General features: G+C 65.1%; 27 protein-coding genes. 17 read left to right on the top strand and 10 right to left on the bottom strand.

What is annotated here, in order from left to right:
- From trpB to WD430_RS03160, 5 genes are all read left to right on the top strand, one after another.
- The gene (trpB, locus tag WD430_RS03140) at window positions 1-1,278 is read left to right on the top strand and encodes a tryptophan synthase subunit beta (protein ID WP_339104574.1); all 1,278 of its coding nucleotides are present in this window, start codon (window positions 1-3) and stop codon (window positions 1,276-1,278) included.
- On the top strand, window positions 1,275-2,144 hold the full coding sequence (gene trpA / locus WD430_RS03145; protein WP_339104575.1) for a tryptophan synthase subunit alpha: 870 nt from the start codon (window positions 1,275-1,277) through the stop codon (window positions 2,142-2,144). Before trpB ends, trpA begins: the two co-directional genes overlap by 4 nt.
- A gap of 24 nt (window positions 2,145-2,168) precedes the next feature.
- Window positions 2,169-2,966: a 2-amino-3,7-dideoxy-D-threo-hept-6-ulosonate synthase gene (locus WD430_RS03150; protein WP_339104576.1), complete on the top strand. Its 798-nt coding sequence runs from the start codon at window positions 2,169-2,171 to the stop codon at window positions 2,964-2,966.
- 333 nt (window positions 2,967-3,299) lie between these two features.
- On the top strand, window positions 3,300-4,541 hold the full coding sequence (locus WD430_RS03155; RefSeq protein ID WP_339104577.1) for a divalent metal cation transporter: 1,242 nt from the start codon (window positions 3,300-3,302) through the stop codon (window positions 4,539-4,541).
- Between the two features lie 41 nt (window positions 4,542-4,582).
- The gene (locus WD430_RS03160) at window positions 4,583-5,173 is read left to right on the top strand and encodes a poly-gamma-glutamate hydrolase family protein (protein WP_339104578.1); all 591 of its coding nucleotides are present in this window, start codon (window positions 4,583-4,585) and stop codon (window positions 5,171-5,173) included.
- 212 nt (window positions 5,174-5,385) lie between these two features.
- Here WD430_RS03160 and WD430_RS03165 read toward each other — a convergent pair whose 3' ends face one another.
- Both WD430_RS03165 and WD430_RS03170 read right to left on the bottom strand, forming a co-directional pair.
- Window positions 5,386-6,213: a hypothetical protein gene (locus WD430_RS03165; RefSeq protein WP_339104579.1), complete on the bottom strand. Its 828-nt coding sequence runs from the start codon at window positions 6,211-6,213 to the stop codon at window positions 5,386-5,388.
- A gap of 103 nt (window positions 6,214-6,316) precedes the next feature.
- Complete coding sequence (locus tag WD430_RS03170) at window positions 6,317-7,306, bottom strand: phosphorylase (protein WP_339104580.1); 990 nt, start codon at window positions 7,304-7,306, stop codon at window positions 6,317-6,319.
- Between the two features lie 397 nt (window positions 7,307-7,703).
- Between WD430_RS03170 and WD430_RS03175 the strand changes: the two genes are divergently transcribed.
- The 8 genes from WD430_RS03175 (at window position 7,704) to WD430_RS03210 (ending at window position 16,178) form a co-directional block, all read left to right on the top strand.
- Window positions 7,704-9,488 (top strand): hypothetical protein, encoded by a 1,785-nt coding sequence (locus WD430_RS03175; RefSeq protein ID WP_339104581.1) that lies wholly within the window; start codon window positions 7,704-7,706, stop codon window positions 9,486-9,488.
- A 268-nt stretch (window positions 9,489-9,756) separates the two neighbouring features.
- Window positions 9,757-10,329 carry a SprT-like domain-containing protein gene (locus WD430_RS03180; protein ID WP_339104582.1) on the top strand — a complete coding sequence of 191 codons (573 nt, stop codon included), beginning with the start codon at window positions 9,757-9,759 and terminating at the stop codon, window positions 10,327-10,329.
- 125 nt (window positions 10,330-10,454) lie between these two features.
- Window positions 10,455-10,991: a hypothetical protein gene (locus WD430_RS03185; protein ID WP_339104583.1), complete on the top strand. Its 537-nt coding sequence runs from the start codon at window positions 10,455-10,457 to the stop codon at window positions 10,989-10,991.
- A gap of 168 nt (window positions 10,992-11,159) precedes the next feature.
- Window positions 11,160-12,914, top strand: coding sequence for a pyruvate kinase (pyk, locus tag WD430_RS03190; RefSeq protein ID WP_339104584.1), 1,755 nt, complete (start codon window positions 11,160-11,162; stop codon window positions 12,912-12,914).
- A gap of 82 nt (window positions 12,915-12,996) precedes the next feature.
- A complete protein-coding gene (locus WD430_RS03195; protein ID WP_339104585.1) occupies window positions 12,997-13,374 on the top strand; it encodes a hypothetical protein in 378 nt (125 codons plus the stop codon).
- A 153-nt stretch (window positions 13,375-13,527) separates the two neighbouring features.
- Window positions 13,528-14,106, top strand: a complete 579-nt coding sequence (locus WD430_RS03200) for an NfeD family protein (protein WP_339104586.1) — start codon at window positions 13,528-13,530, stop codon at window positions 14,104-14,106.
- A 72-nt stretch (window positions 14,107-14,178) separates the two neighbouring features.
- Complete coding sequence (locus WD430_RS03205; RefSeq protein ID WP_339104587.1) at window positions 14,179-15,384, top strand: SPFH domain-containing protein; 1,206 nt, start codon at window positions 14,179-14,181, stop codon at window positions 15,382-15,384.
- A 176-nt stretch (window positions 15,385-15,560) separates the two neighbouring features.
- Complete coding sequence (locus WD430_RS03210) at window positions 15,561-16,178, top strand: MarR family transcriptional regulator (protein WP_339104588.1); 618 nt, start codon at window positions 15,561-15,563, stop codon at window positions 16,176-16,178.
- 58 nt (window positions 16,179-16,236) lie between these two features.
- Here the strand turns inward: WD430_RS03210 and WD430_RS03215 are convergent, their stop codons facing one another.
- From WD430_RS03215 to WD430_RS03225, 3 genes are all read right to left on the bottom strand, one after another.
- On the bottom strand, window positions 16,237-16,887 hold the full coding sequence (locus WD430_RS03215; RefSeq protein ID WP_339104589.1) for an HAD-IA family hydrolase: 651 nt from the start codon (window positions 16,885-16,887) through the stop codon (window positions 16,237-16,239).
- Window positions 16,888-17,007: 120 nt separating this feature from the next.
- Entirely contained in the window at window positions 17,008-17,241 is a 234-nt protein-coding gene (locus tag WD430_RS03220) for a hypothetical protein (protein ID WP_339104590.1), read from the bottom strand.
- Window positions 17,242-17,481: 240 nt separating this feature from the next.
- Complete coding sequence (locus WD430_RS03225) at window positions 17,482-18,009, bottom strand: inosine/xanthosine triphosphatase (RefSeq protein WP_339104591.1); 528 nt, start codon at window positions 18,007-18,009, stop codon at window positions 17,482-17,484.
- 218 nt (window positions 18,010-18,227) lie between these two features.
- On the opposite strand from WD430_RS03225, the gene WD430_RS03230 reads away from it, so the two are divergent.
- Window positions 18,228-19,217 (top strand): transcription initiation factor IIB, encoded by a 990-nt coding sequence (locus WD430_RS03230; protein WP_339104592.1) that lies wholly within the window; start codon window positions 18,228-18,230, stop codon window positions 19,215-19,217.
- A gap of 594 nt (window positions 19,218-19,811) precedes the next feature.
- On the opposite strand, the gene WD430_RS03235 is transcribed toward WD430_RS03230, so the two are convergent.
- Both WD430_RS03235 and WD430_RS03240 read right to left on the bottom strand, forming a co-directional pair.
- Window positions 19,812-19,958 carry a hypothetical protein gene (locus tag WD430_RS03235; RefSeq protein WP_339104593.1) on the bottom strand — a complete coding sequence of 49 codons (147 nt, stop codon included), beginning with the start codon at window positions 19,956-19,958 and terminating at the stop codon, window positions 19,812-19,814.
- 61 nt (window positions 19,959-20,019) lie between these two features.
- Window positions 20,020-20,427: a PPC domain-containing DNA-binding protein gene (locus WD430_RS03240; RefSeq protein WP_339104594.1), complete on the bottom strand. Its 408-nt coding sequence runs from the start codon at window positions 20,425-20,427 to the stop codon at window positions 20,020-20,022.
- A 148-nt stretch (window positions 20,428-20,575) separates the two neighbouring features.
- Between WD430_RS03240 and WD430_RS03245 the strand changes: the two genes are divergently transcribed.
- Both WD430_RS03245 and WD430_RS03250 read left to right on the top strand, forming a co-directional pair.
- On the top strand, window positions 20,576-21,748 hold the full coding sequence (locus WD430_RS03245) for an MFS transporter (RefSeq protein WP_339104595.1): 1,173 nt from the start codon (window positions 20,576-20,578) through the stop codon (window positions 21,746-21,748).
- A 344-nt stretch (window positions 21,749-22,092) separates the two neighbouring features.
- The gene (locus tag WD430_RS03250) at window positions 22,093-23,001 is read left to right on the top strand and encodes an NAD(P)-dependent oxidoreductase (RefSeq protein ID WP_339104596.1); all 909 of its coding nucleotides are present in this window, start codon (window positions 22,093-22,095) and stop codon (window positions 22,999-23,001) included.
- 69 nt (window positions 23,002-23,070) lie between these two features.
- Here WD430_RS03250 and WD430_RS03255 read toward each other — a convergent pair whose 3' ends face one another.
- Window positions 23,071-23,511, bottom strand: a complete 441-nt coding sequence (locus tag WD430_RS03255) for a universal stress protein (protein WP_339104597.1) — start codon at window positions 23,509-23,511, stop codon at window positions 23,071-23,073.
- 180 nt (window positions 23,512-23,691) lie between these two features.
- Here WD430_RS03255 and WD430_RS03260 point away from each other — a divergent pair, with 180 nt between their 5' ends.
- Entirely contained in the window at window positions 23,692-24,294 is a 603-nt protein-coding gene (locus tag WD430_RS03260) for a GNAT family N-acetyltransferase (RefSeq protein ID WP_339104598.1), read from the top strand.
- 61 nt (window positions 24,295-24,355) lie between these two features.
- Here the strand turns inward: WD430_RS03260 and WD430_RS03265 are convergent, their stop codons facing one another.
- Window positions 24,356-25,837 (bottom strand): tripartite tricarboxylate transporter permease, encoded by a 1,482-nt coding sequence (locus WD430_RS03265; RefSeq protein WP_339104599.1) that lies wholly within the window; start codon window positions 25,835-25,837, stop codon window positions 24,356-24,358.
- Window positions 25,837-26,352: a tripartite tricarboxylate transporter TctB family protein gene (locus WD430_RS03270; protein WP_345786459.1), complete on the bottom strand. Its 516-nt coding sequence runs from the start codon at window positions 26,350-26,352 to the stop codon at window positions 25,837-25,839. Before WD430_RS03270 ends, WD430_RS03265 begins: the two co-directional genes overlap by 1 nt.
- Between the last annotated feature and the right edge of the window lie 221 nt (window positions 26,353-26,573).

Genomic DNA, 26,573 nt, shown 5'->3' on the forward strand with positions numbered 1-26,573 from the left:
ATGAGCACGAGCGACCACTCGGACGACCGCAACCGTAATCGCGACCGCGACAGCGAGGCCACCTTCGGTGACTACGGCGGCCAGTACGTCCCCGAGGCCCTGATGCCGGCCGTTCAGGAGCTCGAGGACGCCTACGAGCGCTACGTCCTGAACAACGAGGACGGCTTCATGGACGAGTTCCGCGAGCGGATGCGCGATTTCGGCGGGCGACCGACGCCGCTCCAGCGCGCGGATCGCCTCAGCGAGCGCTACGATCGGGAGGTCTACCTCAAGCGCGAGGACCTGGTCCACGGCGGCGCCCACAAGCTGAACAACGCCCTCGGACAGGTGCTGCTGGCCAAGTACATGGGCAAGGAGCGCGTCATCGCCGAGACCGGCGCCGGGCAGCACGGCACCGCGACCGCGATGGCCGCGGCCCACCTCGACATGCCCTGCGAGATCTACATGGGGCGGACGGACGTCAACCGACAGCGGCCCAACGTCTACCGGATGCGGATGAACGGCGCCGAGGTCAACCCCGTCGAGGCCGGCAGCGGGACGCTGAAGGAGGCGATCAACGAGACGTTTCGCGACTGGGCGACGACCGTCGAGCGGACCCACTACGTCATCGGTAGCGTGGTGGGGCCACACCCCTTCCCGAAGCTGGTCCGGGACTTCCAGGCCGTCATCGGCCGGGAGGCCCGCGAGCAGATCCGGGAGAAGACCGGCCGCCTCCCCGACAGCGTCGTCGCCTGCGCCGGCGGCGGTTCGAACACGATGGGGACGTTCCACGAGTTCATTCCGGACGACGGCGTGGATCTGTACGCGGTCGAGGCCGGCGGCTCGAGCCTCGAGATCGACGCCGAGGAGGGGCTCGCGCCCAACTCCGCGACGCTCTCGACGGGCACCGACGGCGTCCTCCACGGCGCGATGACCAGACTCCTCCAGAGCGAGGAGGGTCAGATCATGGAGTCCCACAGCGTCAGCGCGGGACTGGACTACGCCGGTGTCGGTCCGGAACTCGCCCATCTCGTCGAGACCGGTCGCGTGACGCCGGTCAACGTCGACGACGAGGCCGCGCTCAACGGCTTTCACCGACTGTCGCGACTCGAGGGGATCATTCCGGCGCTCGAGTCGAGCCACGCCCTGGGGTACCTGGAAGAAGCGCACGACGAACTCGGTGACCTCGTCGTCGTCAACGTCTCCGGCCGCGGCGACAAGGACCTCGAGACGGTGCTCGAGGAGACGGAGAAACGCGATCTCGAGGCGGCGCCGGACGTCGAGGTGTTCGACGGATGAGCCGCGAGGATCGACGACCGGCGGGACGCGGCAGCGACATCGAGGCCGCGATCCGCGAGAATCACCCCGCGCTGATCACCTACCTCACGGCGGGCGATCCCTCGCTCGAGGACACGAAGGCGTACGTCGAGGCCCTCGACCGGGGCGGCGCGGACCTGATCGAACTCGGGCTCCCGTTCTCGGAACCGGTCGCCGAGGGGGCGACGATTCAGGCCGCGATCAACCGCGCGCTCGAGGCCGGCACGACGCCCGAGGGCTTCTTCGAACTGGTCGACGACCTCGAGACGGAGGCGCCGCTGCTGGTGATGACCTACTACAATATGATCCTGCAATACGGATCCGAACCGGACGTTCGGCCCTTCGTCGAGCGGGCCGCTGAGGCGGGCCTCTCGGGGATCATCGTCCCCGACCTGCCCGCCGAGGAGGCCGATCCGCTCCGCGACGCGTGCGATGAGCACGGCCTCGATCTCGTCTTCATCATCGCGCCGACGACCGAGGGCGAACGCCTCGAGCACATCATGTCGCAGGTCTCCGGGTTCGCCTACGTGCAGGCCCGGCTCGGGACGACCGGCGCCCGCGCGGACGTCTCGACGGCGACCCACGAGAGCCTCGAGCGCCTGTCCGACTACGACGTTCCGAAGGCGGTCGGGTTCGGCGTCAGCGAGGGCGACCACGCGGCCGAAATCGTCGAGGCCGGCGCCGACGGCGTCATCGTCGGCAGCGCGCTCATCGATATCGTGGCGAGCAGCGACGATCCGGCGGCCGACCTCGAGGCCAAGGCCGAGGAACTCAAACGCGGCGCGGTCCGCGGTGCGGAGTCCCTCACGGTCGATACAGAAGATACACCGGAACCAGAACAGCCATAACCGCAAGATTGCTACACACTCGCAATGACTACCACAGGCATTGACGCGCGACTCGACAGGATCGGTACAGACGACTCGTACGTGATCATCCCGATGGACCACGGCATCACGATGGGCGCCGTACAGGGGCTGAAGGACATCGAATCGACCATCGACGGCGTGACCCGCGGCGGCGCGGACGCCGTCCTCACCCAGAAGGGGATCGCCCCCCGCGTCCACGAGAACAAGAACGACAAGGGATACATCGTCCACCTCAACGGCTCGACGACGATCGGTCCCGACGAGCAAGACAAACGGATGACCGGCACCGTCGAGGAGGCCGTCCGCGTCGGCGCCGACGCCGTCTCCTTCCACATCAACGTCGGCTCCGATCACGAACCCGACCAGATCGCCCAGCTCGCGGAGGTCACCGAAGACGCCCAGCGCTTCGGCATGCCGGTCCTCGCGATGGCCTACGCCCGCGGTCCGGGCGTCGACTCCGCGGACCCCGAGGCGCTCGGCCACGCCGTCCGCCTCGCCGAGGAACTCGGCGCCGACATCGTCAAGACGGGCTACAGCGGCGACGCCGAGAGCTTCCAGCACGTCGTCGAGTCGACCCGCCTGCCGGTCATCATCGCCGGCGGCTCGAAGGGCACCGACCGCGAGACGATCGAGATGGTCCGCGGGACGATGGACGCCGGCGGCGCGGGCATCTCGATGGGCCGTTCGATCTTCCAGCACGAGGACCCAGAAGCCATCGCGACGGCCGTTTCGGGCGTCGTCCACGAGGATCTGTCGACCGAAGAGGCGCTCTCGAAGGCCGGGCTGGCCCTCGAGGCCTGAACTGCGTCGGTCCCGCTCCCCACCGACTCGAGGCGATTCCGTTTCGATATCTGTTCGATAACCGGTGTAATCGACCCACAGCGGAGACTACAGTCGACGTGTACTGGATTTCGTGACGTACCGCGAGCCGTTCCAAGCGACTCGTCTCCGAGACCGACTGTCCGGCTATTTTTGATATGAGGCGGCTTGCAGCTGCCGGCCGCTTATCCGTCGGTGGCCGGTGCAAGCCGAACCCACTCCCCCATCTTGGCGCATTGCTCTGTATGGAATCACGTTCCGCTGCGGTACCCCAGACAATCGCGCCGTCCGATCGGTATCCGGAGGTGGTCGTCGATGGCAAGTGAAACGTACCGTGTCGGCGGCGTGCAGGCGAAGGTCGCCGATCTCCTGGAAACGTACGGGCTCGGCGTGCTGTTCGCGGCGAACGTCTTCGGAGCGGGATCGGTCTACATTCTGGCCGACACCGGCGCGAACTTCGCGTTCGCGCTGCTGTGGGTGCTCCCACTGGCCTTCCTCATCGACATCGCCCTCCACGACATGTCGGCCCGACTGGCGGTCTCTCGGGAACCGCTGACCGACTACATCGTCGACTACCTGCCCGGCGCCAGCGGTCGCGCCCTCATCGTCTTGATGGCCGCGATGAGCGCTCTCTGGTCGATCTCGAACTACGCGATCGCCGGCGCGGCGCTGGCGTGGCTCGTTCCGGGACTGGACAACGTCCTCATCGGCATCCTGCTGGCGGCCGGCGTCGGCGTCGCACTGGTGCAACTGCGGGTCTACGAGCGCATCGAGGGCGCGATCGCCGCGATGGTGATCACCGTCTTCGCCTCCTACGGCCTGCTACTGGTCGGACTCGATATCCCCATCGGTGACGTCGCCGCCGGACTCGTTCCGGCACTGGTCAGCGATATCGGTTATCTCACGGCCGTCATCGCGCTGCTGGGGACGACCGTCTACTGGCCGAACTTCTTCATCCAGTCGAGCATGGGCCCGACCAAGGAGTGGACCGACGTCAACAGCTACCGGCGCGACAACGCCGCCGGGATCATGACCACGCTCACGATCGGCGCGTTCGTGATGATCGTCTCGGCGATCACGCTGACCGAGGGGACGATGACGCTCACCGGCCCCGGCGAACCGCTGGCGGCGTCCCTCGGGCAGGGCGCGCTCTACGTCTTCCTGATCGCGGCGCTGCTCGCCAGCTTCAGTTCGGCGACCGGGACGCTGTTCGGCGCCGGCTACATGGTGCCACAGGCGCTCGGCCACCACACCGTCTTCGGCGACGCGCGGTTCCGCGCGACCGTCGTCGGCCTCATCGTCCTCTCGGCGCTGGCCGCGTTCTGGCTGCTGCTCAACACCGGCCTCACGCCCGTCCGGATGGCGATCATCATGCCCGCGATCAACGGGCTGATCGCCCTGCCGGTCACCGTCCTCGGACTCATCGGCGCCGTCAACCGGTACGGCGACGTCTCGAAGAAAGAGAACGTCGCCTTCGCGCTCGTCGCGCTCATCCTGTTGGTCGGCAGCGCCATGACGGCCGAGTCGCTCGCGACGACCCTCGCCGGCTGGCTCTAGACGGGCCGAGAACTTTTTCGGACGATCGCGTACCCGACGTCGTGACTCGAGCGACGGTTCGGACCCGCAGACTCGAGGAGACCGACACCGGCCACTACACCGAGTTCCTGTCCGACGACGGCGAGAACGACGAGGTACTGGTCTGTGCCGCCCACGGCGGCCAGGTCGAGCCCTGGACTGCAGAACAGGCGATCGACCTGAGCGCCCGGCTCCCGAACGCCAGCTGCTGGGCCTGTCTGGGTTTCGACGACCGGCGGCAGCCGTTCGAGCTGTGGCACCCGCCCTCGAGCGCCTTCTCCCCCGAGGAGTACCCGCTGCTCGGCGAGATCGCCGACCGCGGGTTCGAGACGGTCGTCAGCTTCCACGGCCTCGGCGACGATCGCGTGCTCGTCGGCGGCGCCACCGACGCCGAGACGAAACGACGCGTCAGCGACCGCCTCGGGACGGCGGTCTCCGATCCCGTCGAACCGGTCTCGTCGGGGCCGTACGCCGGCGTCAGTCCGAACAACTTCGTCAACTGGCTCTCGCGGGACGGCGCCCTGCAACTCGAGCAGAGCCGGGCCGTCCGCGACGACGAGCGCGAGGCCGTCGTCGCCGCGCTCGAGGCCCTCCGGGACGACGGCGTGCTCTGACGTTCGCAGGGACGAGTTACCGGATCGGGAGCGGTATCAGTAGTCGGTACCCGGGCTCGTTACTCGGAGTTGGCCGTGAAAACGGCGCCCAGTACGGGCGACGTAGATACCGAAGCGACGAGCGAGTTATCTGGAAGATCGCAGAAACTGCGTGCCGAATACAGCGGATGGATCGATCAACCGGGCGACCCGGTCGGTATCGAGCCGAGTAGTTACGACCCCGCCGCGTCCGCCACCCAGTCCGGTTTCTCGACGTCAGTGCTCCCCACGTCGGACAGGGTGTACGCCCGCGAAAACTTCAACCGAGTACGGCGTTCGGGAGGTTTCTCGAACGTGTACTCGTAGTGGCGGATGACGCCGTCTTCATCGAGCAGGAGCGTCGCGGAGAACTCCTCGAAGTTCGAGCTCGCGTTCTCGCCCCCCGCCCACCGGTCGGGCAGCGCGTCGACGCCGGTGGCCTCGTACCGCATCACCGGAACGCCCTGGAACCACTCGACGCCCTCGCGCTCGTAGGTGGCGTTAATCGCAGCGAAATCGTACCCGGGGTCGCTGTCGTTGTTGAACCATCCATTCCAGAGATAATACTCGCCCGATTCGTTGAACACCGACACTCGGGAGAGTTCCCTCACCTCCGTCCAGTCGTTCTCCCGTGACAGCACGTACTCCGCACTTCCGTTCGAGTAGGTGGAACCGTTCCCCGAAAAGTAGCCGGTGGTGTGTTCGAGGTACTGGGAGGCGTCGGGCTCGACGAGAGTCCGGCTCGTATCGTTCATGTGGCTAAAATCACCCTCTCTGCCTGGGAGACTTCGGTCTGTCCGGTTTTGCTGGAACGTGAGCGTGAAACTCGTGTTCCCCATCTCGGTCGCGTGGGTGTCGAACACCGACGGACCGATCTCCGACGCGTTCGGGAACTCGTTGGGGGACACGTCAGGGGGCGTGTCGGGCGACGACTGGTTCTCACTCGCGTTCGGAAGCCCAACACACCCCGCGAGGACCAGCAGGGCGACAACGGCGATCACTGAGAGCGGAGACGTACGCATAGGAAACTATTCAATCCTATTATAATTAAATCTATGGATGATTCAGCGGTCAGAGAGGATCGTTGCCACCGTAACCCGGTGTCGTGGCTCTCAGGAGCTACTGTTACGCGGAGCGCTCTGCGCCGATTCCGAGCGGATCCGCCTCGATCAGGGCCTCGACGATCGCGCTCCCGACGCGGGCGGCGTTGTCGATCGCCAGTGCCAGACTCGCCGGGTCGCCGTCGAAGCTCTCGGCGACGGACTCGCCGGGGGCCGGACGGTCGTAGTTCGAGACGGCCCGCACGCTCAGGTAGCGATCCCCGAGATCGAACCGCTCGAGGGCGGTCGCCGTCGCAGCGTCTTCCATCTGGGTCGTCACGTACGGGCCGACGCCGTACTCGTCGCAGAGCCACGCGACCTCCCGCGCGTAGCGGGGCCCGTGCCAGAACTCGTCGCCGCAGACGGTCGTTCCGCGCTCGATCGTCGGCCCCGAATCGGGCGCCGCGGGATACGTCCGCTGGTACGCTCGAGCGTCGTCGTCTTCGAGCAAGTCGACGTCGCCGGCGGCCGCGAGTGCGCGCTCGACGAGGGCGTCCTCGAGTCGGTGGACGTAGTCCCGCGGACGGTAGGCCAGCAGATCGATCGGGCGTTCGCGTTCGTCAGCCGAGTCCCCGATTTCGCCGGTGTCGTTCCCGTCCGTGTCCCCGTTCCCGTGATCCCACCGGTGTTTCCGGTCCCAGTCGACGACCGCGTCCGCGATTGCGACCGAACCCAGCGCGGTAGTGTTGGGCGACGACCCCGCGATGCCACAGGAGACGACGTAGGCCGACTCGAGGTCGATGCCTGGCGCCGCGAGCAGGGCGGTGACGGTCGTCGCCGCGTCGCTCTTGCCGATGCCGGTGGTCGTGACGGCGATTCCCGCGTCGGTCAGGTAGACCGGCGTCTCGGCGCCCGGAACCTCGAGGGCGTCGGTGATCTCGTAGCGCTCGAGCCATGGTCGGCGCTCGTCGAGCGGGTCCTCGAACGCTGCAGTGAGGACGAGCGCAGCGGGGACGACGGGGTCGTCCGGGTCCGGACTGCGAGCGATCGAGAGCGCGTTATCGCTGGCGGCCATGGGTGGTCCTCGCCGAAGCAAACGGTCCGTTCAGTTGCACGGCTACCGAGTAACGCGTCTCCGCGAGACGATAAATCATTTCGACTCGGTATTCGTCCTCGATAGCGAGCTGACCGTACGGCGTAGATCAGTTCTCCTGCGCTGTCCCGGATATAATCTGGCAGTATGGGCATTTATTCACGATTCTATGAGCGGTATAAGCACCTATCACAGGGCGATACCGGAATGGAAGTAAATCACTGATTTTTACCGAGGGATACGTAGAACATTACCAGCAGAATAGTTAGGACGCAATCGGATACTTATAAGTCTTCTAGGAGGTACTGACCATGGTATGGGGAATCAAGGCATACGTGACGACCTTCGAAACGTCAGTAGACGTCGATTTGTAGCGGCGTTGAGCGTCGCGACGGGGAGCGTTCTCGCAGGCTGTTCGGACGGGAGCGTCGAAGGGCAGTCGGAACCGAACGATCCTCCCGAACCGGGCGATCGGATCACAGACGCACGTCGTATCGGCCCGCGCGACGTCAGCGACTTCGGATACAAGGATCTGTGGGGATACCGAAAGCGACAGGCCGTCGAAACGGTGCTCGCAGATCCAGCGGTGAACGATGTAGCGAGCGAGTGGGTGGCGTCGTTCGAAGCCTACGATCCGCTAACCAATGATCTCGATGCCATCAGCGTCCAGGGGACGACCGGAATGAGTGTCGATGGTAGCCGCGAATCCGGGGAGTTCGAGGTCACAGCGGAGCAACGGCAGGTCGCTTACGGTCTCGTCGATCGGCACACGGAGGAGCTACGGGCACTCCACATCACCGATCCAATCGATGTAACGTGGAACCGCGACTATCCGGACGAAGAGGGGCGTCGACGCCACGAGTACGTCCTCGATCACGACGAGGTCTGGCAACACCTCGAGGGGAATGACTGGTATCCCATGGAGAAGGCCGCGGAGATCATCACCGCGTACGGCGACTACGCCCACGGGGAGGTCTCGCCCGCGATGTACTACGTGATGCAGGACGGCGAACTCAACGTCGTAAGCACGTTCATCAACGTCGCGGGCGACGATATCGAACTCCTGGACGTGGTCCTCGTCGAGGATTTCGCCGAACATCCACCGCAGCAACTCGCGAGAGAGATGAATCCGGACGGCGAAACGGTTCTCGGCAGCGTCCCAGAACCGCCGATGCTGCAGCGGCCGCAGATCACTGCACCGGAAGGATACCACCGCGTCGAAAGCGTCGACGAAGTCATCGAGGACGCGGGGTGGTCCGTCGAGTGGTCGGGTCCGCGAACCGTCGGTGCGGAGGTCAGTGCGACCTACAACGGCAAACCGGCGTTCGAGTACATCGCTCCGGTGAGCACGTCGACCGGCTACGCCCTTCCGGAGCGGAACGGCCGCAACACCCGCGAGTTCATGTTTCCCGACGACGAGCCCGTCTTCAGCGGGGAACTGCTGTACTGGGACATCCACAGCAACGACTTCGGTGGACCCGGTGTGCTCGGGACGACCGAGTATCCGGAGACCCCCGAGCACCCGCGCGGGTTCCGACTTCGGACGCACTTCCACACGGGTGCGGTCCCGAACGCCCGTGACTTCCACTCCGGACATCGGTTCGCCCCGTACAACTACTACATCAACTACGACTTCTACGAGGACGGCGTCTTCATGCCGGTCTGGCAGCGTCAGGGCCCCGGCTACGTGACGGAGTTCCAGACCTACCGCGACGTGGAGTACGGCGGACCGACGATCTTCTACGTCTCGAAGTGGGTAACCCGACCGACTCCCGGAACGACGGACGGCGTCGAGACACAGATTTTCGACGGGAGCGAGTGGACCACGCCGGAGACGGAATTCTACCTCACGGGCGACGAGGAGACGCTGGTCCGGTTCCGGAACCCCGACGGCCCCGAGAGCATCACCCTCGCGCTCGACGATCTCAAGGAAGTCGTCGTCGTCCGCCCCAAGGAAGGCGAGATCGGCGAAGCCATCCGCGCCCTCGATCCGGAAGCCGAGTTCGAGTTCTACCATCCCGCCCAGTACGTCGACGACGAACTCATCCAGGGCGAGGAGGTCTTCGCCTGGCTGCTGATGGAAGGCCGACCGGACGAGGTGCCCCATCCGTCGGGAATAACCACGTACACGAGGCTCGGCGAGTTCACGCTCAGAGGCTATTGACTGGAACACTCCGGTCCAATCACGATCGGGTCTTCCCGATCACGCTTCGGCCAAACCGCTTCGCATGATTTGAGTAGCGCGTCCATCGTTTCGTGTCTGAAAACCGGCTCTTCCAGAAGCGGTACTCGAACGTCAATTCGCGCCCATTCCGCTCGATGTAGCGCGTTACGCATCACCTCGATTCGAGTGAGGAATCGCCGAAATTCTCACTTCATTGCGCTCGAGTTCGATCGAAACACTCTCGAGATCCGCCTTCGTTCGTCGGTCCGTGACCGACGAGGACGACCTCACGGTCGACGACGAAATCGTCGCCCGCGCCCGCATCCACGCCCGCGAGGTCCTCGCGTCCCACGACCTCGAGATCGACCGCGACGCCCTCGAGTGGGACGTCTCGACGCGCGCCCGTCGACGCGCGGGCGCCTGTCGATGGGACGCCGACAGCGAGGTGGCGACGATCGTGCTCACGCGGGCGGCCTACCGGCAGTACGACTGGGAGACGTTCGCCGGCGTCGTCAGACACGAACTCGTCCACGCCTGGGAGTTCCAGCGGTTCGGCGAGTCGGGGCACGGGTCGCGATTCCGAGAGCAGGCGGCGCGACTCGAGGCGCCGCGCCACTGCGAGTCGTTTTCGGACCCCCGGTACGTCCTCCGCTGTCGCAGCGCCGACTGCGACTGGGAGGCGCGGCGCCACCGCGCCTCGAGGCCCGTGAAGGCGCCCGATCGGTACCGGTGTGGCGCCTGCGGTGAGGCCTACGAGGTCGAACACGCGGAGAGCGGACGGACGTGGACGACCGCGAGCGAGTTCGGCGGCGCGAAGGCGGCGCTCGGTTCCGAGTGGTGAGTCGCAGCCGGCTCGCGGCGAGCGACGGGCGACGATCAGCAGTCGGCGGTCCCGAACCGAAACCCGATCCCGAACCGCGAGACGGCCACGGAACACTTATTCGACTTCCGGTGTCTCTTTCGAGTATGGGCATACTCGAGTTGATGCTGGGCGAATCGGGCCCCGGCGAGAGCGGCGTGGAGGGTCGATCGTACAAACTGCCGAAGGAGAACCACGACTTCGTCTACCCCGTCGCCGTCCGCCGGTCGGAGATCGAGGCGTTTCGCGAGTTGCTCGCGGCCGACGCCGACGCGCCGTCGGCCGCCGACGACGCCGAGGAACTCGAGGCGGCCTTCGATCAGGTCCTCGGCGAGACCGATATCGACGCGGAGGAGTTGGCCGAGCGACAGCGGAAACCCCGACTCGAGACGGAGGCGATCATCGACCACTGGGACGAGCAACTGAGCGAGGAGATCGGCGTCGTCTACGCCCGACAGGGAACCTATCCGACGCTGCTCTCGTTCGTCAAGCGCTGCAAACAGCGCGACGAGGACGGTACCGACCCCTTCGAACTGCCCGAGAGCGTCTCCGACGGCACTGCCTTCCTCGGCCGACTCGAGACCGCGACGAACGAACAGTATCGGGCCGTCGTCCACACGGATCTGTTGCCGTCGAGCGCGTAACGGCCTCGACGGCGTCGCCGATCGCCACCGTCTGCGCCGACGGCCAGTGTCGACGGCGTCCGCTCGACGAGCGGAACCCGATTCGCGCGGCACGGGACGGCACAACGGGAACTCGAGTCCGAGTTCCCTACCCCACCCTTTTTGGCCGTACTCCCGCAACGTCGATCCATGCGCAACGCGAAGATCGTCTGTACGCTGGGGCCCGCCTCGAGCGATCGGGGCACGATTCAGGAGCTCGCCGATGCGGGGATGTCCGTCGCGCGATTGAACGCCAGCCACGGCAGCCGGGAGGACCGCGCCGAACTGATCGATCGCGTTCGGGCCGTCGACGAGGCCCGTCCGGAGCCCGTCGCAGTGATGCTCGACATGCAGGGGCCGGAGATCCGGACCGCGCCGCTGCCCGACGGCGAGACGGTCACCCTCGAGACCGGTTCCGAGATCCGGTTCGTCGAGGGCGACGAGGCGAACGCGGAGACCGTCGGGCTCTCCCTGCCCATCGGCGCCGTCGAGGAGGGCGACCGGATCCTGCTCGACGACGGGCTGATCGAGACGACCGTCCTCGAGCACGACGGGGACTCGGTCCGCGCTCGCGTCGACGCCGGCGGCGAACTGGCCGGCCGCAAGGGGGTCAACGTCCCCGGCGTCGACCTCGATCTGGACATCGTCACCGAGAAAGACCGGAAGGACCTCGAACTGGCCGCCGAGAAGGAGGTCGACTTCGTCGCGGCGAGTTTCGTCCGCGACGCCGAGGACGTCTACGAGGTCAGCGAAGTGCTCGAGGAGTTGGGCGTCGAGATCCCGCTGGTCGCGAAGATCGAGCGGGCGGGCGCGGTGGCGAACCTCGAAGAGATCATCGAAGCGTCCTACGGGATCATGGTCGCCCGCGGCGATCTGGGCGTGGAGTGTCCGATGGAGGACGTCCCGATGATCCAGAAGCGGATCATCCGGAACTGTCGCGAGGCGGGGTCGCCGGTGATCACCGCCACGGAGATGCTCGACTCGATGGTTCACGCCCGGCGGCCGACCCGCGCCGAGGCCTCGGACGTTGCCAACGCCGTCCTCGACGGCACCGACGCGGTGATGCTGTCCGCCGAAACCGCCATCGGCGACCACCCCGCCGAAGTCGTCGACGCGATGGACAGCATCATTCACGAGGTCGAGGAGTCCGACGAGTACGACGAGTTACTCGAGCAACGCGTCCCCGCCGCCGGTGAGGCGCGGACGGACGCGCTGGCGCGCTCGGCGCGCTTTCTCGCGCGGGATATCGACGCGGACGCCGTCGTCGCCGCGACCGAGTCCGGATACACGGCGCTGAAGACGGCCAAGTACCGGCCGGGCGTACCGGTCGTCGCCTCGACCCCGAGCCACCGCGTTCGCCGGCAACTGTCTCTCACGTGGGGCGTGACGCCGCTGTACGCCCAGGTGTCTGATCAGGGCGCCGGTGCAGTCGTCGAACGGGCCGTCCAGGCCGCGCTGGAGGCCGGCGTCGCCGACAGCGGCGACACGGTCGTCGTCCTCTGTGGCATGATGACCGAACTCGAGGGCGCGAACACGACCAACATGCTGAAGGTCCACGTCGCCGCGGAGGCGCTGACGACCGGCCGCGTCGTCGTCGACGGTCGGGTGACCGGCCCCGTCGTCGAACTCGCCGACGGCGACCTCACGGACGTGCCCGAGGGGGCGATCCTCTCGCTGCCGACGGACTTCGACGACGAGTTCACGGGCGATCCGACGAAGATCGGCGGAATCGTCGACGCCCAGCGGGGGCTGACGGGCTACCCGGCGCTGATCGCCCGCGAGATGGACATCCCGATGATCAGCGGTGCCGACCTCTCCGAGGCCGACGGAGACGTCGTGACGCTCGACGCCGAACGCGGCGTCGTCTACGGCGGGGATCTCGGCACTCGAGCCGATCGGCCGTAGCCGCCTCGACGGCCGTCACGACCGCCCGGCCACCGACTCTCGTGACCGCGGGTTTTTGACGCCGGGGCTGTTATGGCCTCGTATGGCAGACGACGCGGCCGGGACCGACGACGGCGCGGACCGGCGACGGCGGTCACCGGGGTCCGACTCGGACACCGGCTACTCGATCGACGACCGGTCGGTCTTCGATGCGGGGGAGTCGACGGAGCGCGACGACGGCGACGGAGTCGACGACCGTTCACGCGGTGACGACGAGTACCGCGTTCCGCTGGATCTCTCCGGAGACGACGACACGGCGACGGACGACGGCGACGCGGACGGGGACGACCAGTACGCTCCCGAACCGAACTCGACGCCGATCGAACCCGGCGACCCGGATCTCGAGAGCGCGATCTTCGTCGTCCTCGGCGCGGTCGCGATGACGCTCGTCCTGCTCCGAGTCATGACCCTTCCGCTGTGACCGTCCGCAGTGCCCGCGTCGACGGCTCTCCGCGACGGCAGGCGTCGCTCCCCTACTCCTCTGTCTCCGTCACGCCGGACGGCCCGTCTGACTCGCATCCCGCGCCACCGTCGCTCGCCAACCTTTAATTCGGGTGAGAACTTAGCTGACAGTATGCTGGAACTCCTCGTCGGGAACATGCCGCTCGCGCTCCTGATCGCGGGGCTCGTACTCATGGGTCTCGAGGCGCTTTCGCCGGGCGCACACCTCATCGTGATCGGGGTCGCACTGGTCGGCGCGGGACTGATCGGCGTGCTCGTCCCCGTCGCCCTGAGCCCGATTATTCTGGCGGCGTTGACGCTCGTCATCGGCGTCGGGGCGGCCTACGTCTACCGCGAGTTCGACTTCTACGGCGGCAAGGGGACCGCCCAGACCTCCGACTCGAGCTCGCTGTCCGGTGCGACGGGATACGTGACCGAGACCGTCACGGCGCGCGAGGGACAGGTCAAACTCGAGGAGGGCGGGTTCTCGCCCTACTACAGCGCCCGGTCGACGGGCGGAACGATCGAAGAGGGAGAGGAGGTCATCGTCCTCGATCCCGGCGGCGGCAACGTGTTGACGGTCGAAGCGCTCGGCTCGATCGGCGAGGACGAGATCGATCGCGCGCTCGCCGAGGACCGAAGCGACGACGCCGCCGACGAAAATCTCCAGTCCGAATCCGAAGCGGAGACCGAGACGGAGAAATCGAGCTGAATCGATCGAACCGGCGAAACATGTTGACGAAATAAGGGAACGTTTTTCCCTCCACCGCCGCAAGAGCGAAATATGGTCGTAGAACAACTCCCGTTGCAATCCGTCGCCGGAGGTGCCCTGCTGTTCGTCGGCGCGCTCGTCCTCCTCGTCGTCATCGCCGCACTGCTCAGTGCGATCGAGATCGTCGACGCCTACGAGAAACGCGCCCTGACCGTCTTCGGCGAGTACCGCAAACTCTTAGAGCCGGGGATCAACTTCGTCCCGCCGTTCGTCTCGAACACCTATCGGTTCGACATGCGAACGCAGACCCTGGACGTTCCCCGCCAGGAAGCGATCACGCGCGACAACTCCCCCGTGACGGCCGACGCCGTCGTCTACATCAAGGTCATGGACGCCAAGAAGGCGTTCCTGCAGGTCGACAACTACAAGAAGGCCGTCTCCAACCTCGCCCAGACAACCCTTCGCGCCGTGCTGGGCGACATGGAACTCGACGACACGCTGAACAAGCGCCAGGAGATCAACGCGCGCATTCGCCAGGAACTCGACGAACCCACCGACGAGTGGGGCATTCGCGTGGAGAGCGTCGAGGTCCGCGAGGTCAACCCCTCGAAGGACGTCCAGCGCGCGATGGAGCAACAGACCTCCGCCGAGCGGAAACGGCGCGCGATGATCCTCGAGGCACAGGGTGAACGCCGCAGCGCCGTCGAGAAGGCCGAAGGTGACAAACAGAGCGAGATCATCCGCGCACAGGGTGAGAAGCAGAGCCAGATCCTCGAGGCACAGGGTGACGCGATCTCGACGGTCCTGCGCGCGAAGTCCGCCGAGTCGATGGGCGAACGCGCGGTCATCGACAAGGGGATGGAGACGCTGGCCGACATCGGCCAGGGCGAATCGACGACGTTCGTCATGCCCCAGGAGCTCACCTCGCTGGTCGGCCGCTACGGCAAGCACCTCTCGGGGAGCGACGTCGAGGCCGACGGTGCGGAGCTCGAGAGCCGCGAGTTCGACGACGAGACGCGCGAACTGATCGGCCTCGACGACATCGCCGAGATCATCGGCGAGATCGACGAGGAGGCCGAGATGGATCTCGAGGCGATGGAACAGGAGGCCCAGGCGATCAAGGAGGGGAAGGACGCCGGTACCATCTCCGATCCCGACGCGGTCATCGAGGAGATGGATCAGGACTTCCAGGGACGAACCGACGGCGGCTCCGAGACGGCGAGCGAGACCGACGCCGAACCGTCTCCCGACGACGGCGACGACTCGACGACGAACTGAACTCCCGCTCCTCGTGACAGTTCCGCGTTCGAACCGCCGTTTCCGAGTCCCCCGGCCGGTCACCGCCGGGAAACCGATTCCGCCACATACGTCGAGTAGAGACTGTCACGGTTCACGAAACGAATCGGAGCGAAACCTGTTTTACGTCCCGCCGCATTACTCGTAGTAAGCACAGCATGACGACATCAAACGGGGTCGACGACGAGAAACGAGCGACCCTCCGCCGCTTCGCCGCGCTCGGAGCGGCATCACCGCTCGCCGGCCTCTCCGAGTCAGCCGCGGCCGACACGGGCGAGAGCGACGCTCGCGACGCGATCGCCGGCTATCTCTCGACGACGCCCGGCGCACACTTCTCGAAGATTCGGGACGACCTCCAGTTGGGGACCGGGGAGACCCAACACCACCTGCGACGCCTCGAGGAACTCGAGGTAATCGAACGTTACCGCGACGGCGATTACAAGCGGTTCGTGCCGGCCGGCCGATTCGACGAGTTCGAGAAGCAGGCGCTTGGCTATCTCCGCCGGGAGACGCCCCGCGGGATGCTGATCGAACTCCTCCGGAACCCGGCGGCGACCGGCGGCGACCTCGCGAGCGTGCTCGACGTCTCGCCGCCGACCGTCAGCAAGTACGCCGGCGAGCTCGAGGACGAGGGACTGCTCTCCCGGGAGGACGGCTACGCCGTCGAACGACCCGAGACGGTGCTGATCCTGGTCGTCCGTCACGCCGACTCCTTCGGCGACGCGGCCCGCCGACTCGCGCGGAACGCCGATCAGTACCTCACCTACGACGGCTAAGCGCGCGCTACCGGCCGGTAATAGCGTATTACGCCGTCCGTCGCGGCGGTTTTATCGATCAGACCACGTCGTCGAGCGCCGCCAGCGACTCGAGTTCGACCGTCGCCTCGGCGGGCCGATCGAGGTCGCGATTGTGCGGGCGGCGGAGGAACGCCGTCTCGAGGCCGGCCGCCCGGCCGGCCGTGACGTCTTTGATCGAATCGCCGACGTAGAACCCCTCACTGACGCCGAGTTCGTCGAGCGCTTCCTCGATGTAATCGGGCTCGGGTTTGCGCCGCCGGTAGCCCTCGAACGTGGGGTCGCGGCCGCGGACGACCTCGAAGTCAATGCCGACGTAGTCGGCGACGAACTCGGCGGTCTCGTGGCGGTTGTTGGTCACGAGTCCGATCGTGGTTCGTTCGGCTAGGCGCTCGATCGCGTCGATGTCGTCGTACAGTCCGCGCGCGCCGGTCCGGAGGCGCTCGTGGGTCCCCTGCGAGGCGTAGCGCTCCTTCAGTTCCCAGAATCGCGCCGGATCGATACCCAGGGCCTCGCAGTGATCGATGACGTTTTCGAGACCGTTTCGCCGGAGATTGTCCCGCTGCGTCGGCGTGGGGTCGGCCTCGAGTTCGGCGAGGGCGGCGTCGGCCGCGTCGGCATAGACCTGCGGATCGGTCCCCGGACCCTCGAGGATAACCCCGTCCATATCGAACAGAATCGGCTGTGGCATTGCTCGCCGGAGCCTACGCCGTGGCCCGTGAAAAAACGGCTGCTGCGCTACCGGATGCGTTACGAAACGGAAGAGACGGGGAGGGGCGCCGAATACCGGCGCCGCCCGGTGTTACGAGCGTTAAACGTCGACTTTCCACGTCGTACTCGAGGAATAACCCCATTTTTCGATTTCGACGTCGAAGTTGCCGTCCTGCAGCGCCGTGATGTTCGATCCGACCTCTTTCGCGGTCATCCCGAGTTCCTGGCCAATGAGACGGGATTTGAAGTAGGTCTTCGTTCCAGCGTTGTCGCGGAGGTACTGGAGAATACGGCGTTGCTTGCTCGTGAGGTCGGCGGCCATTGCAGTGCTCATACTTCGTTCGATGGCAGGAACACTCTTAGGGGGTTTGGTACGCGCGGTTAACCCGACGCCCGCTTGCGGTTTCCCCGGTGGTTAATGGGAGCATAATCGACGAGAAAGCTCCCGTTGGTACGTGCGGTTAATATATGTCTTACGATGACCATCCCGAGGGAGAGACCATCACGGGCGGCTGACGGTGCTATCGGGGTTGATATCGGTTCTACTGACCAATTGCGCTGTGATACGGCAGCGCTATCCGCGGTCGGGAGCTGACTCCCCCGCGACGAACGGACCGAACGCACACGCGACCGCCTCGCCGAGCGCTCGCGTTCGGTTCGTCAGGCCGGCCGTCAGGACGCCGGCGGCGCCCTCGGTCTCGGCGATTCCGTCCGTCCCGAGACGGTCGTCCATTACCGGCCCCAGCTCGGCTCCGTCCTCGAGACGAGCCGCGACGTCGTCCGGGAGGCGAAGCGTCGGTCCGCCGCCGCGTTCCAATCGGTCGCCGTTCGTGGCGGCGGCCCACATGATCAGTGACAGCCCCGGGACGCCGTCGATGCGGGCGACGCCGCCCTCGAGACCGATCCCGTAGTCGGCGTCGGTCGTCGCGAGCGCGCGCCGAGCGCGGTTCTCGGCGCCGGTAACGGTCTCCTCGATCGACCACGGCTGCTCGGGGACGCCGGAGTCGACCGCCGCGTCGACGACGGTCGGCTCGAATCGCTCGAGGGTCCGTTCGACCGCGTCGATCTTGACCGGGTTCGTGCTTCCGACTGCGACCTTCATAGCGGCGGTTCGAACGGGCCGAAGTTGGGGCCTCCGGTTCGGCAGTGCACACTGTATGACTGTTGTGATCGTTCATACTAGTTCCGACGAATTACCCGCTCTCGAGAGGTGTCTGCTCGCGATTTCGAAACCCTTAACCATCGAGTGTCTGAACGTGGAAGGTAACGAATCCGTCCGGGCTTTTGCAGCTAGTTCGGCCGGTCAGCATTCGCCATCGTATGAGCAACACACCATCGAACACGAGAGTACGGCGTACCGAGCGCGAAACAGACGACACGACCGAAACGACGGACGAAAGCGAGCAGAGCGACCTCGACTGCCCCGAGTGTACGGGCAACCTCGTCGTCGACGACGAACACGGCGAGACCGTCTGCGAGGACTGCGGACTGGTCGTCGAGGAGGACTCGGTCGACCGCGGTCCCGAGTGGCGGGCCTTCGACGCCACCGAGAAAAACGAGAAGTCCCGCGTGGGCGCGCCCACGACGAACACGATGCACGACAAGGGGCTCTCGACGAACATCGACTGGCGCAACAAGGACGCCTACGGGAACTCCCTCGGGTCGCGCCAGCGCGAGAAGATGCAGCGCCTGCGCAAGTGGAACGAGCGGTTCCGCACCCGCGACTCCAAGGAGCGCAACCTGAAGCAGGCGCTCGGCGAGATCGACCGGATGGCCTCCGCGCTCGGTCTCCCGACGAACGTCCGCGAGACCGCGTCGGTCATCTATCGGCGCGCGCTCGACGAGGACCTGCTCCCCGGCCGTTCGATCGAGGGCGTCTCGACGGCCTGCGTCTACGCCGCCGCCCGCCAGGCCGGCGTCCCCCGCAGTCTGGACGAGATCGCCGACGTCTCCCGCGTCGAGAAGAACGAGATCGCCCGCACCTACCGCTACGTGGTCCGGGAACTCGGACTCGAGGTCCAGCCCGCCGACCCCGAGAGCTACGTCCCCCGCTTCGCCTCGGGACTCGACCTCTCGGACGAGGCCGAACACCGCGCCCGCGCGCTGCTGCAGAACGCCAAGGAGAAGGGCGTCCACAGCGGCAAGTCGCCGGTCGGCCTCGCGGCCGCCGCGGTCTACGCCGCCGCCTTGCTGACCAACGAGAAGACCACGCAGGCCGCCGTCAGTGACGTCGCCGACATCTCCGAAGTGACTATTCGGAACCGGTACCACGAACTCCTCGAGGCCGAGGAGACGCTGGGTCTCGCGTAAGCGCTCCGCTCGACTTTTCGTCGCCGTTTCGACTGACCACGCTCCCGATCCGCTGCAGTTCGCGACGCACTCGCTCGCGGTATTGAACTCCGTTCTCGATGGACTCCATCTCAATCGGTAGCATCGCCGCCGCGGACCGACCGGTAGAGTCCTCGATCCAGTGACCAGTCCGACAGCGTTTTTCTGGAACGCCGAGACCAGATCCCAATAGGCCGTCTATACACCATATTCCAAATACTTCTTGAGACTTATCTTCTAAGTTACTATATTTAGAAGAATAGCCGATAGACAACTCTAATACGATATTTCTGGATATAGAGGCCCATTCAGACAGAACCGGTGGCTGTAAACCAAAATATACTCTATCTAAGTTCGATTCTACCCATCTACTCTAGCTCCCCTTTATCTTCGGCCTACTATTCCAAATACCTCTCGAGAAGCAGTATATGCCCCATCATTCGCCGACCTGCAAATCCACAGCGGTCTCGGATATTATTCTGATATCTGTTTCCCGACTATTCTCTCATTCAGTTAGTTCTGCTTTCCTCGATCGAGACAGGGAAGACGAACAGCGGAATGTGGCCACAGCGACGATCAGCCGGCCGCCGTTTCGAGCAGTGGACCATCCGGTGTCCCGGCCCAGTGCCACGACGTCGCGACGGTCCCGGCGGGCGCGATCAGTTCGAGTACGGCCCCCGAAGCGGCGATTATCTCCTCGAGTTGCGTGCGGTGTCGATTCATACCGACGCTGCACTGTCGGCGAGAACGGAGACCGGTATCCGTATCCGGTTCGGCGCGACGCTCAGAGGTCGAACACGTCGAGCCCCGTCCGCTCGTCCAGTTGGTGGGTGAGCGAGGTCTCGCCGGGGAAGACGACGATCTCGAACGTGCCGGAGACGACCGCTTCCGAGCAGTGACCACCGAGGGATTCGAACTCCTCGTTCCCGAGTTGAATGTGGGTGTGGATCTTGTCGGGACCGATGTTCCCGAGGAAGCTCGTCACCTCGTACTGGCCGGTGAACCGCCCCTCGCTGTACGCCTGCTCGGACACGTCGTAGTGACCGAGCACGACCTCGTCGACGGCGCCGATCCCCATCAGAAAGCCCTGCTCGAGTCCGCGGTCGTCGCGGAGCGTCTCGAGCGACGCCAGCACTTCGTCGCCGGGGTCCAATCGAACCACGAGTCGGTCGGATTCCTCAGTGTACTCCATTGTGCGTCGACCTGACGGGAGACGAATAAATAATAGTGTCCCTCCGTTCGACTCGGGCGTCGTTCCGACATCGTCGGAGACGGAGTTCCGGAACGCGTCCGGACGCTTCACAGCGTTTAGATAGCTGTTCCTCGAAGCCCCGCCCAGAATGCGGTGGCAGTATCGCGACACGGTGTTGGTCGTCTGTACGTTCGCCCTCTTCGTGACGGTGTTCGGTCGGGTCGCGCTCAGCCCGGTCGTTCCCGACGTCGCCGCCGAGTTCGGGCTCTCGAACGCGGTGATCGGCCTCGCACTGACGGGAATGTGGTTCGCCTACGCGCTCACGCAGTTTCCCAGCGGGATCCTCGCCGAGTGGTACGGCGAACGACCGGTCGTTCTCGCGTCGGTCAGTGGCACCGGCCTCGCCACGTTCGTGATCGTCGGCGCGCCCGGGTTCGTCGTCTTCGCGCTGGGAGCGATCCTGCTGGGCGGCCTCGCGGGGCTCCACTACAGCGTCGCGACGACGCTGCTCACTCGCCTCTACGGCGACATCGGGACGGCGATCGGGATTCACAACTCCGGGGCGCCGCTGGCCGGCCTCGTCACGCCGGTCGTCGTCTCGTGGACCGCCGTCCGGTACGGCTGGCGCCCCGCCGTCGCGCTCACCGTGGTCGCCGCGCTCGTGATCTTCGCGCTCGCCGTCCGGAGCCTCCGGCCGACCGAGCCGCGCAGCCCCGACCGGCCGCTGAGCGAACTGCTCGAGACGGGACCGATCCTGAACCTGCTCTCCCGACCGCCGATCGTTTTCACCGGCGTCATCGCCATCGTTGCGGAGTTCACCTGGCAGGGGGTGGCGTCGTTCCTGCCGGCGTTTTTCGCTCAGTACCACGGCTACTCGACGACGCTCGCGGGGACCCTCTTCGGCGCGTACTTCGTCACGCAGGGCGTGTTACAGGTCGGCGTGGGGATGGTCGCCGATCGCTTCGGTCGCGACCTCGCGATCGGGATCTGTATGACGACCGGAATCATCGGCTTCCTGTTACTCGTCGCCGGTCCCGGACTCGTCCCGATCGTCGCCGGCGCTCTCCTCCTCGGCGTCGGGATGGGGTGGGGCGCGGCGGTCTTCCCGCGGTTCATGGATCGACTCGCGGACGCCGAGCGATCCTTCGGGTTCGGGCTCTTTCGGACGGCCTACATGACCGTCGCGGCCAGCGGTTCCGTCGTCGTCGGGCTCCTCGCGGATCTGTTCGGCTGGCCCGCCTCCTTCGGATTCCTGACTGCTCTGCTCGGTCTCGTCTGCGGGCTTCTCCTCATCAATCACGTCCTCGGTCTCGGCTACTGAGCGACTCCCGTCGCGGCGGACGTCCTCGAGCGGAACAGAACGGAGCCATCCGAGTTACCTGCGAACTCGTCAGTCCCGGTGCCAGTCGCGACACCGGAGCATTGCCGAATGCGTTTCGACAATATTGAATCACTATTAACTACTGGCGCAGAAATGGCACGGTTGTTTACAACCATACTATAGTAATTCCCTGCCAGAGTTCGACGCACTATTTCAATAGTATTGAATCATATCCTCACCCCTACAACGCCATAGATGACCGACTCGAGGGTCGTAGCCGACGGCGAGCGCGAATTCGATGACGCTAACTATTAAATAGCGTTCGTCCGTAGACGGGCGTATCGATGGCGACGCAAAACGTACTCGTTACCGGACCGTACGGCGAAGCCGGCGAAGCGATTCTCAACCACCTGCTGGACGACGAGCGGTACGAGTTCACCTTCCTGAACCGCAGCGACCACCCCGACTACGAGACTCACGTCGCCGACATCGCCGACTACGAGGCGATTCGGCCGGCGTTCGACGATCAGGACGCGGTGATTCACCTCGCCGCCCAGTCCGACGCCGGTGCGGAGTTCGAGGAGGTCGTCGAGCCGAACATCATTGGCACGTACAATATCCTGAAGGCGATGGAGGACGCCGGGGTCGAGAAACTCATCTTCGCGTCCTCGCAGCGCGTCATGGGACTCTACGAGGAGGATCACGCGCCGGAGCTCTACGAGGAGGACTACCCGAGCGAGTTCGATCCGTTCCGACTCACCCACGAGACGCTGCCGAAGCCCGACGGCTACTACGGTGCCACAAAGGTGTTCGGCGAGAACATCTGTCGCGTCCACGCGCGACGCGACGGCGCGCCCGAACAGGTGTACTCGCTTCGCATCTCGAGCGTGCGAACCGAGGAGTACGATCACCCGTACGGTGATGCCGAGCGCGGCGTCGACCGCAGCGAGGAGCACAAAGTCGACGAGGACGAGGTCTGGGACCAGTCTCAGACCGGTTCCTGGGAACGGGGCAGCGAGGAGTACCAGGAGATGGTCGACCGACTGAAGGCCTCCTGGACCTCCCAGCGGGACTTCGCGCACATGCTCGAGTGCTGTCTCGAGGACGAGTCGGTGACCTACGACACGTTCTACGCGGTCAGCGGAAACGCCGCCCGATGGTTCGGTATCGAGCACGCGAAAGCCGTTCTCGGCTACGAGCCGCGGGACGACGCCTCGGAGTGGGACAGTCCGCCGGCCGACGCGACGGAATAATGGAATCGATGTCGGAATCGCCGTCGTCTTCGGAATCGACCTCGTCTCGAAACGGACGACCGATCGCCGTCAGTTCGTCGTAACCGTTACCGGCCCGTCGAATCGGAGGAGCACCGCCTGGGCGATGTCGCCGAACAGCGCCTTCCCCGTCGGCGAGCGTTTCCGACCGGAGACGAACACGTGGCCGCAGTCCCGTTCGTCCGCGACCTCGATGATCTTCTTCGGAAGTTCCCCCGCCGCGCCGATCGCCGTGTAGGAGACGTCGGCGTCCGCGAAGGCCCGATCCGCGGCGGCCGTCGCTTCCTCCTCGGCCTCTTCTTCGATCATCTCGATGGTCTGAACCTGCTTGCCGTCCCGCGCCTCGTTGCGGGCGTCGCTCTGGTACTCCTTTCGATCGATGAACCGACAGACCAGGAGTTCGGTGTCGGTCCCCGTCGCGTATCGTTTCGCCGCATCCAACAGTCGTTCGTCCGTCGATTCGTCGGTAAGCACGACTAATGCCGTGTGCATACCGGATACTGTTCGGCCGAGTACAAAAAAGTACGCTCCCGATCAGGTTCGGAACCCCGCGAGACGGCCGCAGCCGTTCCGATCGCCCCATCTCGAGGCACGCGCCGCGACGACCCGATGGCGTCGCGATCGAAGATGTTCCCGCGAACGCTTACGTCGCCGTGTCCCGCAGCATCTCACATGAGTACTCGAGAGGAGTCGACCGTCTGTGCCTACTGGGACCCCTCGGCGTGTGAAGGAACGGTCGGCTGTCCGCCGCGGTGTCCGCGAGCGATCGACGAGCGGGGCGTCCCGTTTCTGGTTCGACCGTATCGATCGGCCGATTTCGAGCCGCTCGTCGAGATGTACGAGGGCCTCGACGAGTCGGCGGCGACGATGGGTCTTCCGCCGTTCACGCGCCCGCGAATCGAAGCGTGGCTCACCGAGCTGACGTCGAACGGCTGGAACCTGGTCGCGCTGCTCGACGACCGAATCGTCGGTCACGTCGCCGTGACGCCGGCCGACGATCCCGATCCGGAGTTCGTCGTCTTCGTCGACAGCGACGTGCAGGACCGGGGGATCGGGAGCGAACTGCTCAAACAGCTCATCGCCTACGCCGACGACAGGGACCACGAGGCGCTGTGTCTGGATGTCTCGACCGACAACCAGCGCGCCGTCACCGTCTACGAGAACGTCGGCTTCGAGACGATCGGTCAGTCGGACCTGAATCGGACGATGCAGCTCCCACTGGACGGTCCGATCGCCGATCGCGTCCAGCGACCGCCGGCAGAGCGACTCGAGTAGGGACGCGTCGGTCAGTATCGAACACGCGGGAAAACGGGGAGGCGACTCGGAACCGGCGTCCCTAGCTTCGCAGCGCTCGCGCAGCCGGGACCAAGAGCGCGGCCACGCTCAGCAGGAGGACGACGAGCGCGATCGGACTGGTATAGAAGATGTCCAGCGAGCCGTTAGAGAGGACCAGCGAGCGCCGGAGGTTCTCCTCGGCGATCGGCGCGAGGATTAGTCCGAGCACCATCGGTGCCAACGGATAGCCGCGCAATCGCATCACGTACCCGAGCCCGCCGGCGGCGAGCATGATCCACGCGTCGAAGACGTTCCCGCGAAGCGCGATCGCTCCGATCACGCAGAGGACGAAGATCACGGGCCAGATGAGCGATTGCGGGATGTTGATCAACCGTGCCCAGTAGTTGGCTCCGAGGAGCCCGAAGATCAGGATGAACACGTAGATGAGGAGGAATCCGACGAAGATCGTGTACAGCAGACCGGTCTCCTCCTGATAGAGCGCGGGTCCGGGGTTGACGTCGTGGACGAGCAACGCGCCGATGAGGATCGCCGAGACGGAATCACCGGGAATCCCGAGCGTGAACGTCGGAATCAGTGCACCGCCGGTACTGGCGTTGTTCCCGGACTCCGCCGCGGCGACGCCCCGAATGTTCCCGTCACCGAACGACGGTGTCGTGTTCTTGAGCCACCGCGTCGCCTCGTTGTAGGTGATAAACGATGCGATGTCGCCACCGGCGCCGGGAACCGCCCCGACCAGCGAGCCGAGGATCCCCGAGCCAATCGAGACCGGCGCGATAGACTTGACGTCCGCGAACGACGGCAGGACGCCAGTGATCTTCTGGTTTACCCTGTCCTGTTCGTCACTGATTCCCAGGGAGTACGTCCGGAGTCCCTCGGCGATGCCGAACAGTCCGATCATCACCGCGATGAACTCGACGCCGGTGAGGAGTTCGGGAATTCCGAACGTGAACCGTTGATAGCCGGTGACCGGATCGATTCCGACGGTCGCGACGAGCATACCGAGCAGGCCCGAGACCATTCCCTTCGCGAGCGAGTCGCCGCTCACGCTTGCGATGATCGTCAGCCCGAATACGGCCAGCGCGAAGAACTCCGGTGAGCGGAATCGGAGCGCCGCATCCGCGACGACCGGCGAGAAGAACATGAGCACGAGCACGCTGATGATACCGCCGACGAACGACGCGACGGTGCTGATCCTGATGGCCCGGCCGGCTTCCCCCTTCTGAGAGAGCGGATAGCCGTCGAAGATCGTCGCCGCGGCCGACGGCGTCCCCGGGGTTCGGATTAGAATCGCCGGAATCGACCCCGCGTAGACCGCGCCGCCATAGATCCCGAGCAGGAGCATCATTCCGGTCGCCGGCTCCATCGTAAACGTAAACGACAGTAGGACTGCAATGGTCATCGTCGCCGTCATCCCGGGGATCGATCCCATCAGCAGGCCGAGGAAGATCCCGGTGATCATCAGGATCAACACGACCGGATCCATGACGTTCGCGAACCCCTGTAGAATGTGTTCGACCGCCATTAGAGCACCACCAGCGGAAGCTGTGGCAGGAGCCGCGAGACGGGGAGTATCTGACTTTCGGGTAATCGGACCAGGAAGATACGACTGAAGACGTAAAACAGCAGGATCGGGAAGCCGATCGAGATGGCGCCGATCAGGAGTTTCGACCGCACGTCAGAGTAGTATAGCACGGTCGGGAGGAACAGCATCGTCCCGACTAGAAACCCCGTATACGGCATCAGAAAGACGTATGCGAATAGAATTCCGCTAACGATGACGATCGGCGCTACGTCGACGTCGCTCAGGTCGAGTTCCGTCTCGTCGTCGGTCGCCAGGTCTACGATAGCGAACAGGATAATCCCGACGGACAGCATGATCGGGAAGAATCCGGCACCGATTTCACCCCCGTCGGGGAACTGGTTCGCGTAGTAGATAACCACGAGCGAGAACAGTATGAATGCTATCGAAAGCGGATTCGACTTCACCGTATCCGCGTCGATCTGACGGATATTGCGCGTTACCTTTTTTATAATCATTAATCTCCCGTCCTCGTAATACACTCCCTTTCACGGATCAGCATAAAATTACTGGTCTTGGCATCTCAGGCGTGATCTCTCGGACAGTTCGGTTCCGTTATCGGTTGTCTACGGCGATCCGGCGAGACTCGTTTGGACTCGAGCCGATCGCTCGACCGACTCCGCGAACGGGTGGGATCACCGACAGGTTTAATTAGGGATGTGCCGCAATTAGTAACTGC

It is taken from the genome of Haloterrigena sp. KLK7 (assembly GCF_037914945.1).
In the GTDB taxonomy this organism is placed as follows: Archaea; Halobacteriota; Halobacteria; order Halobacteriales; family Natrialbaceae; genus Haloterrigena; species Haloterrigena salinisoli.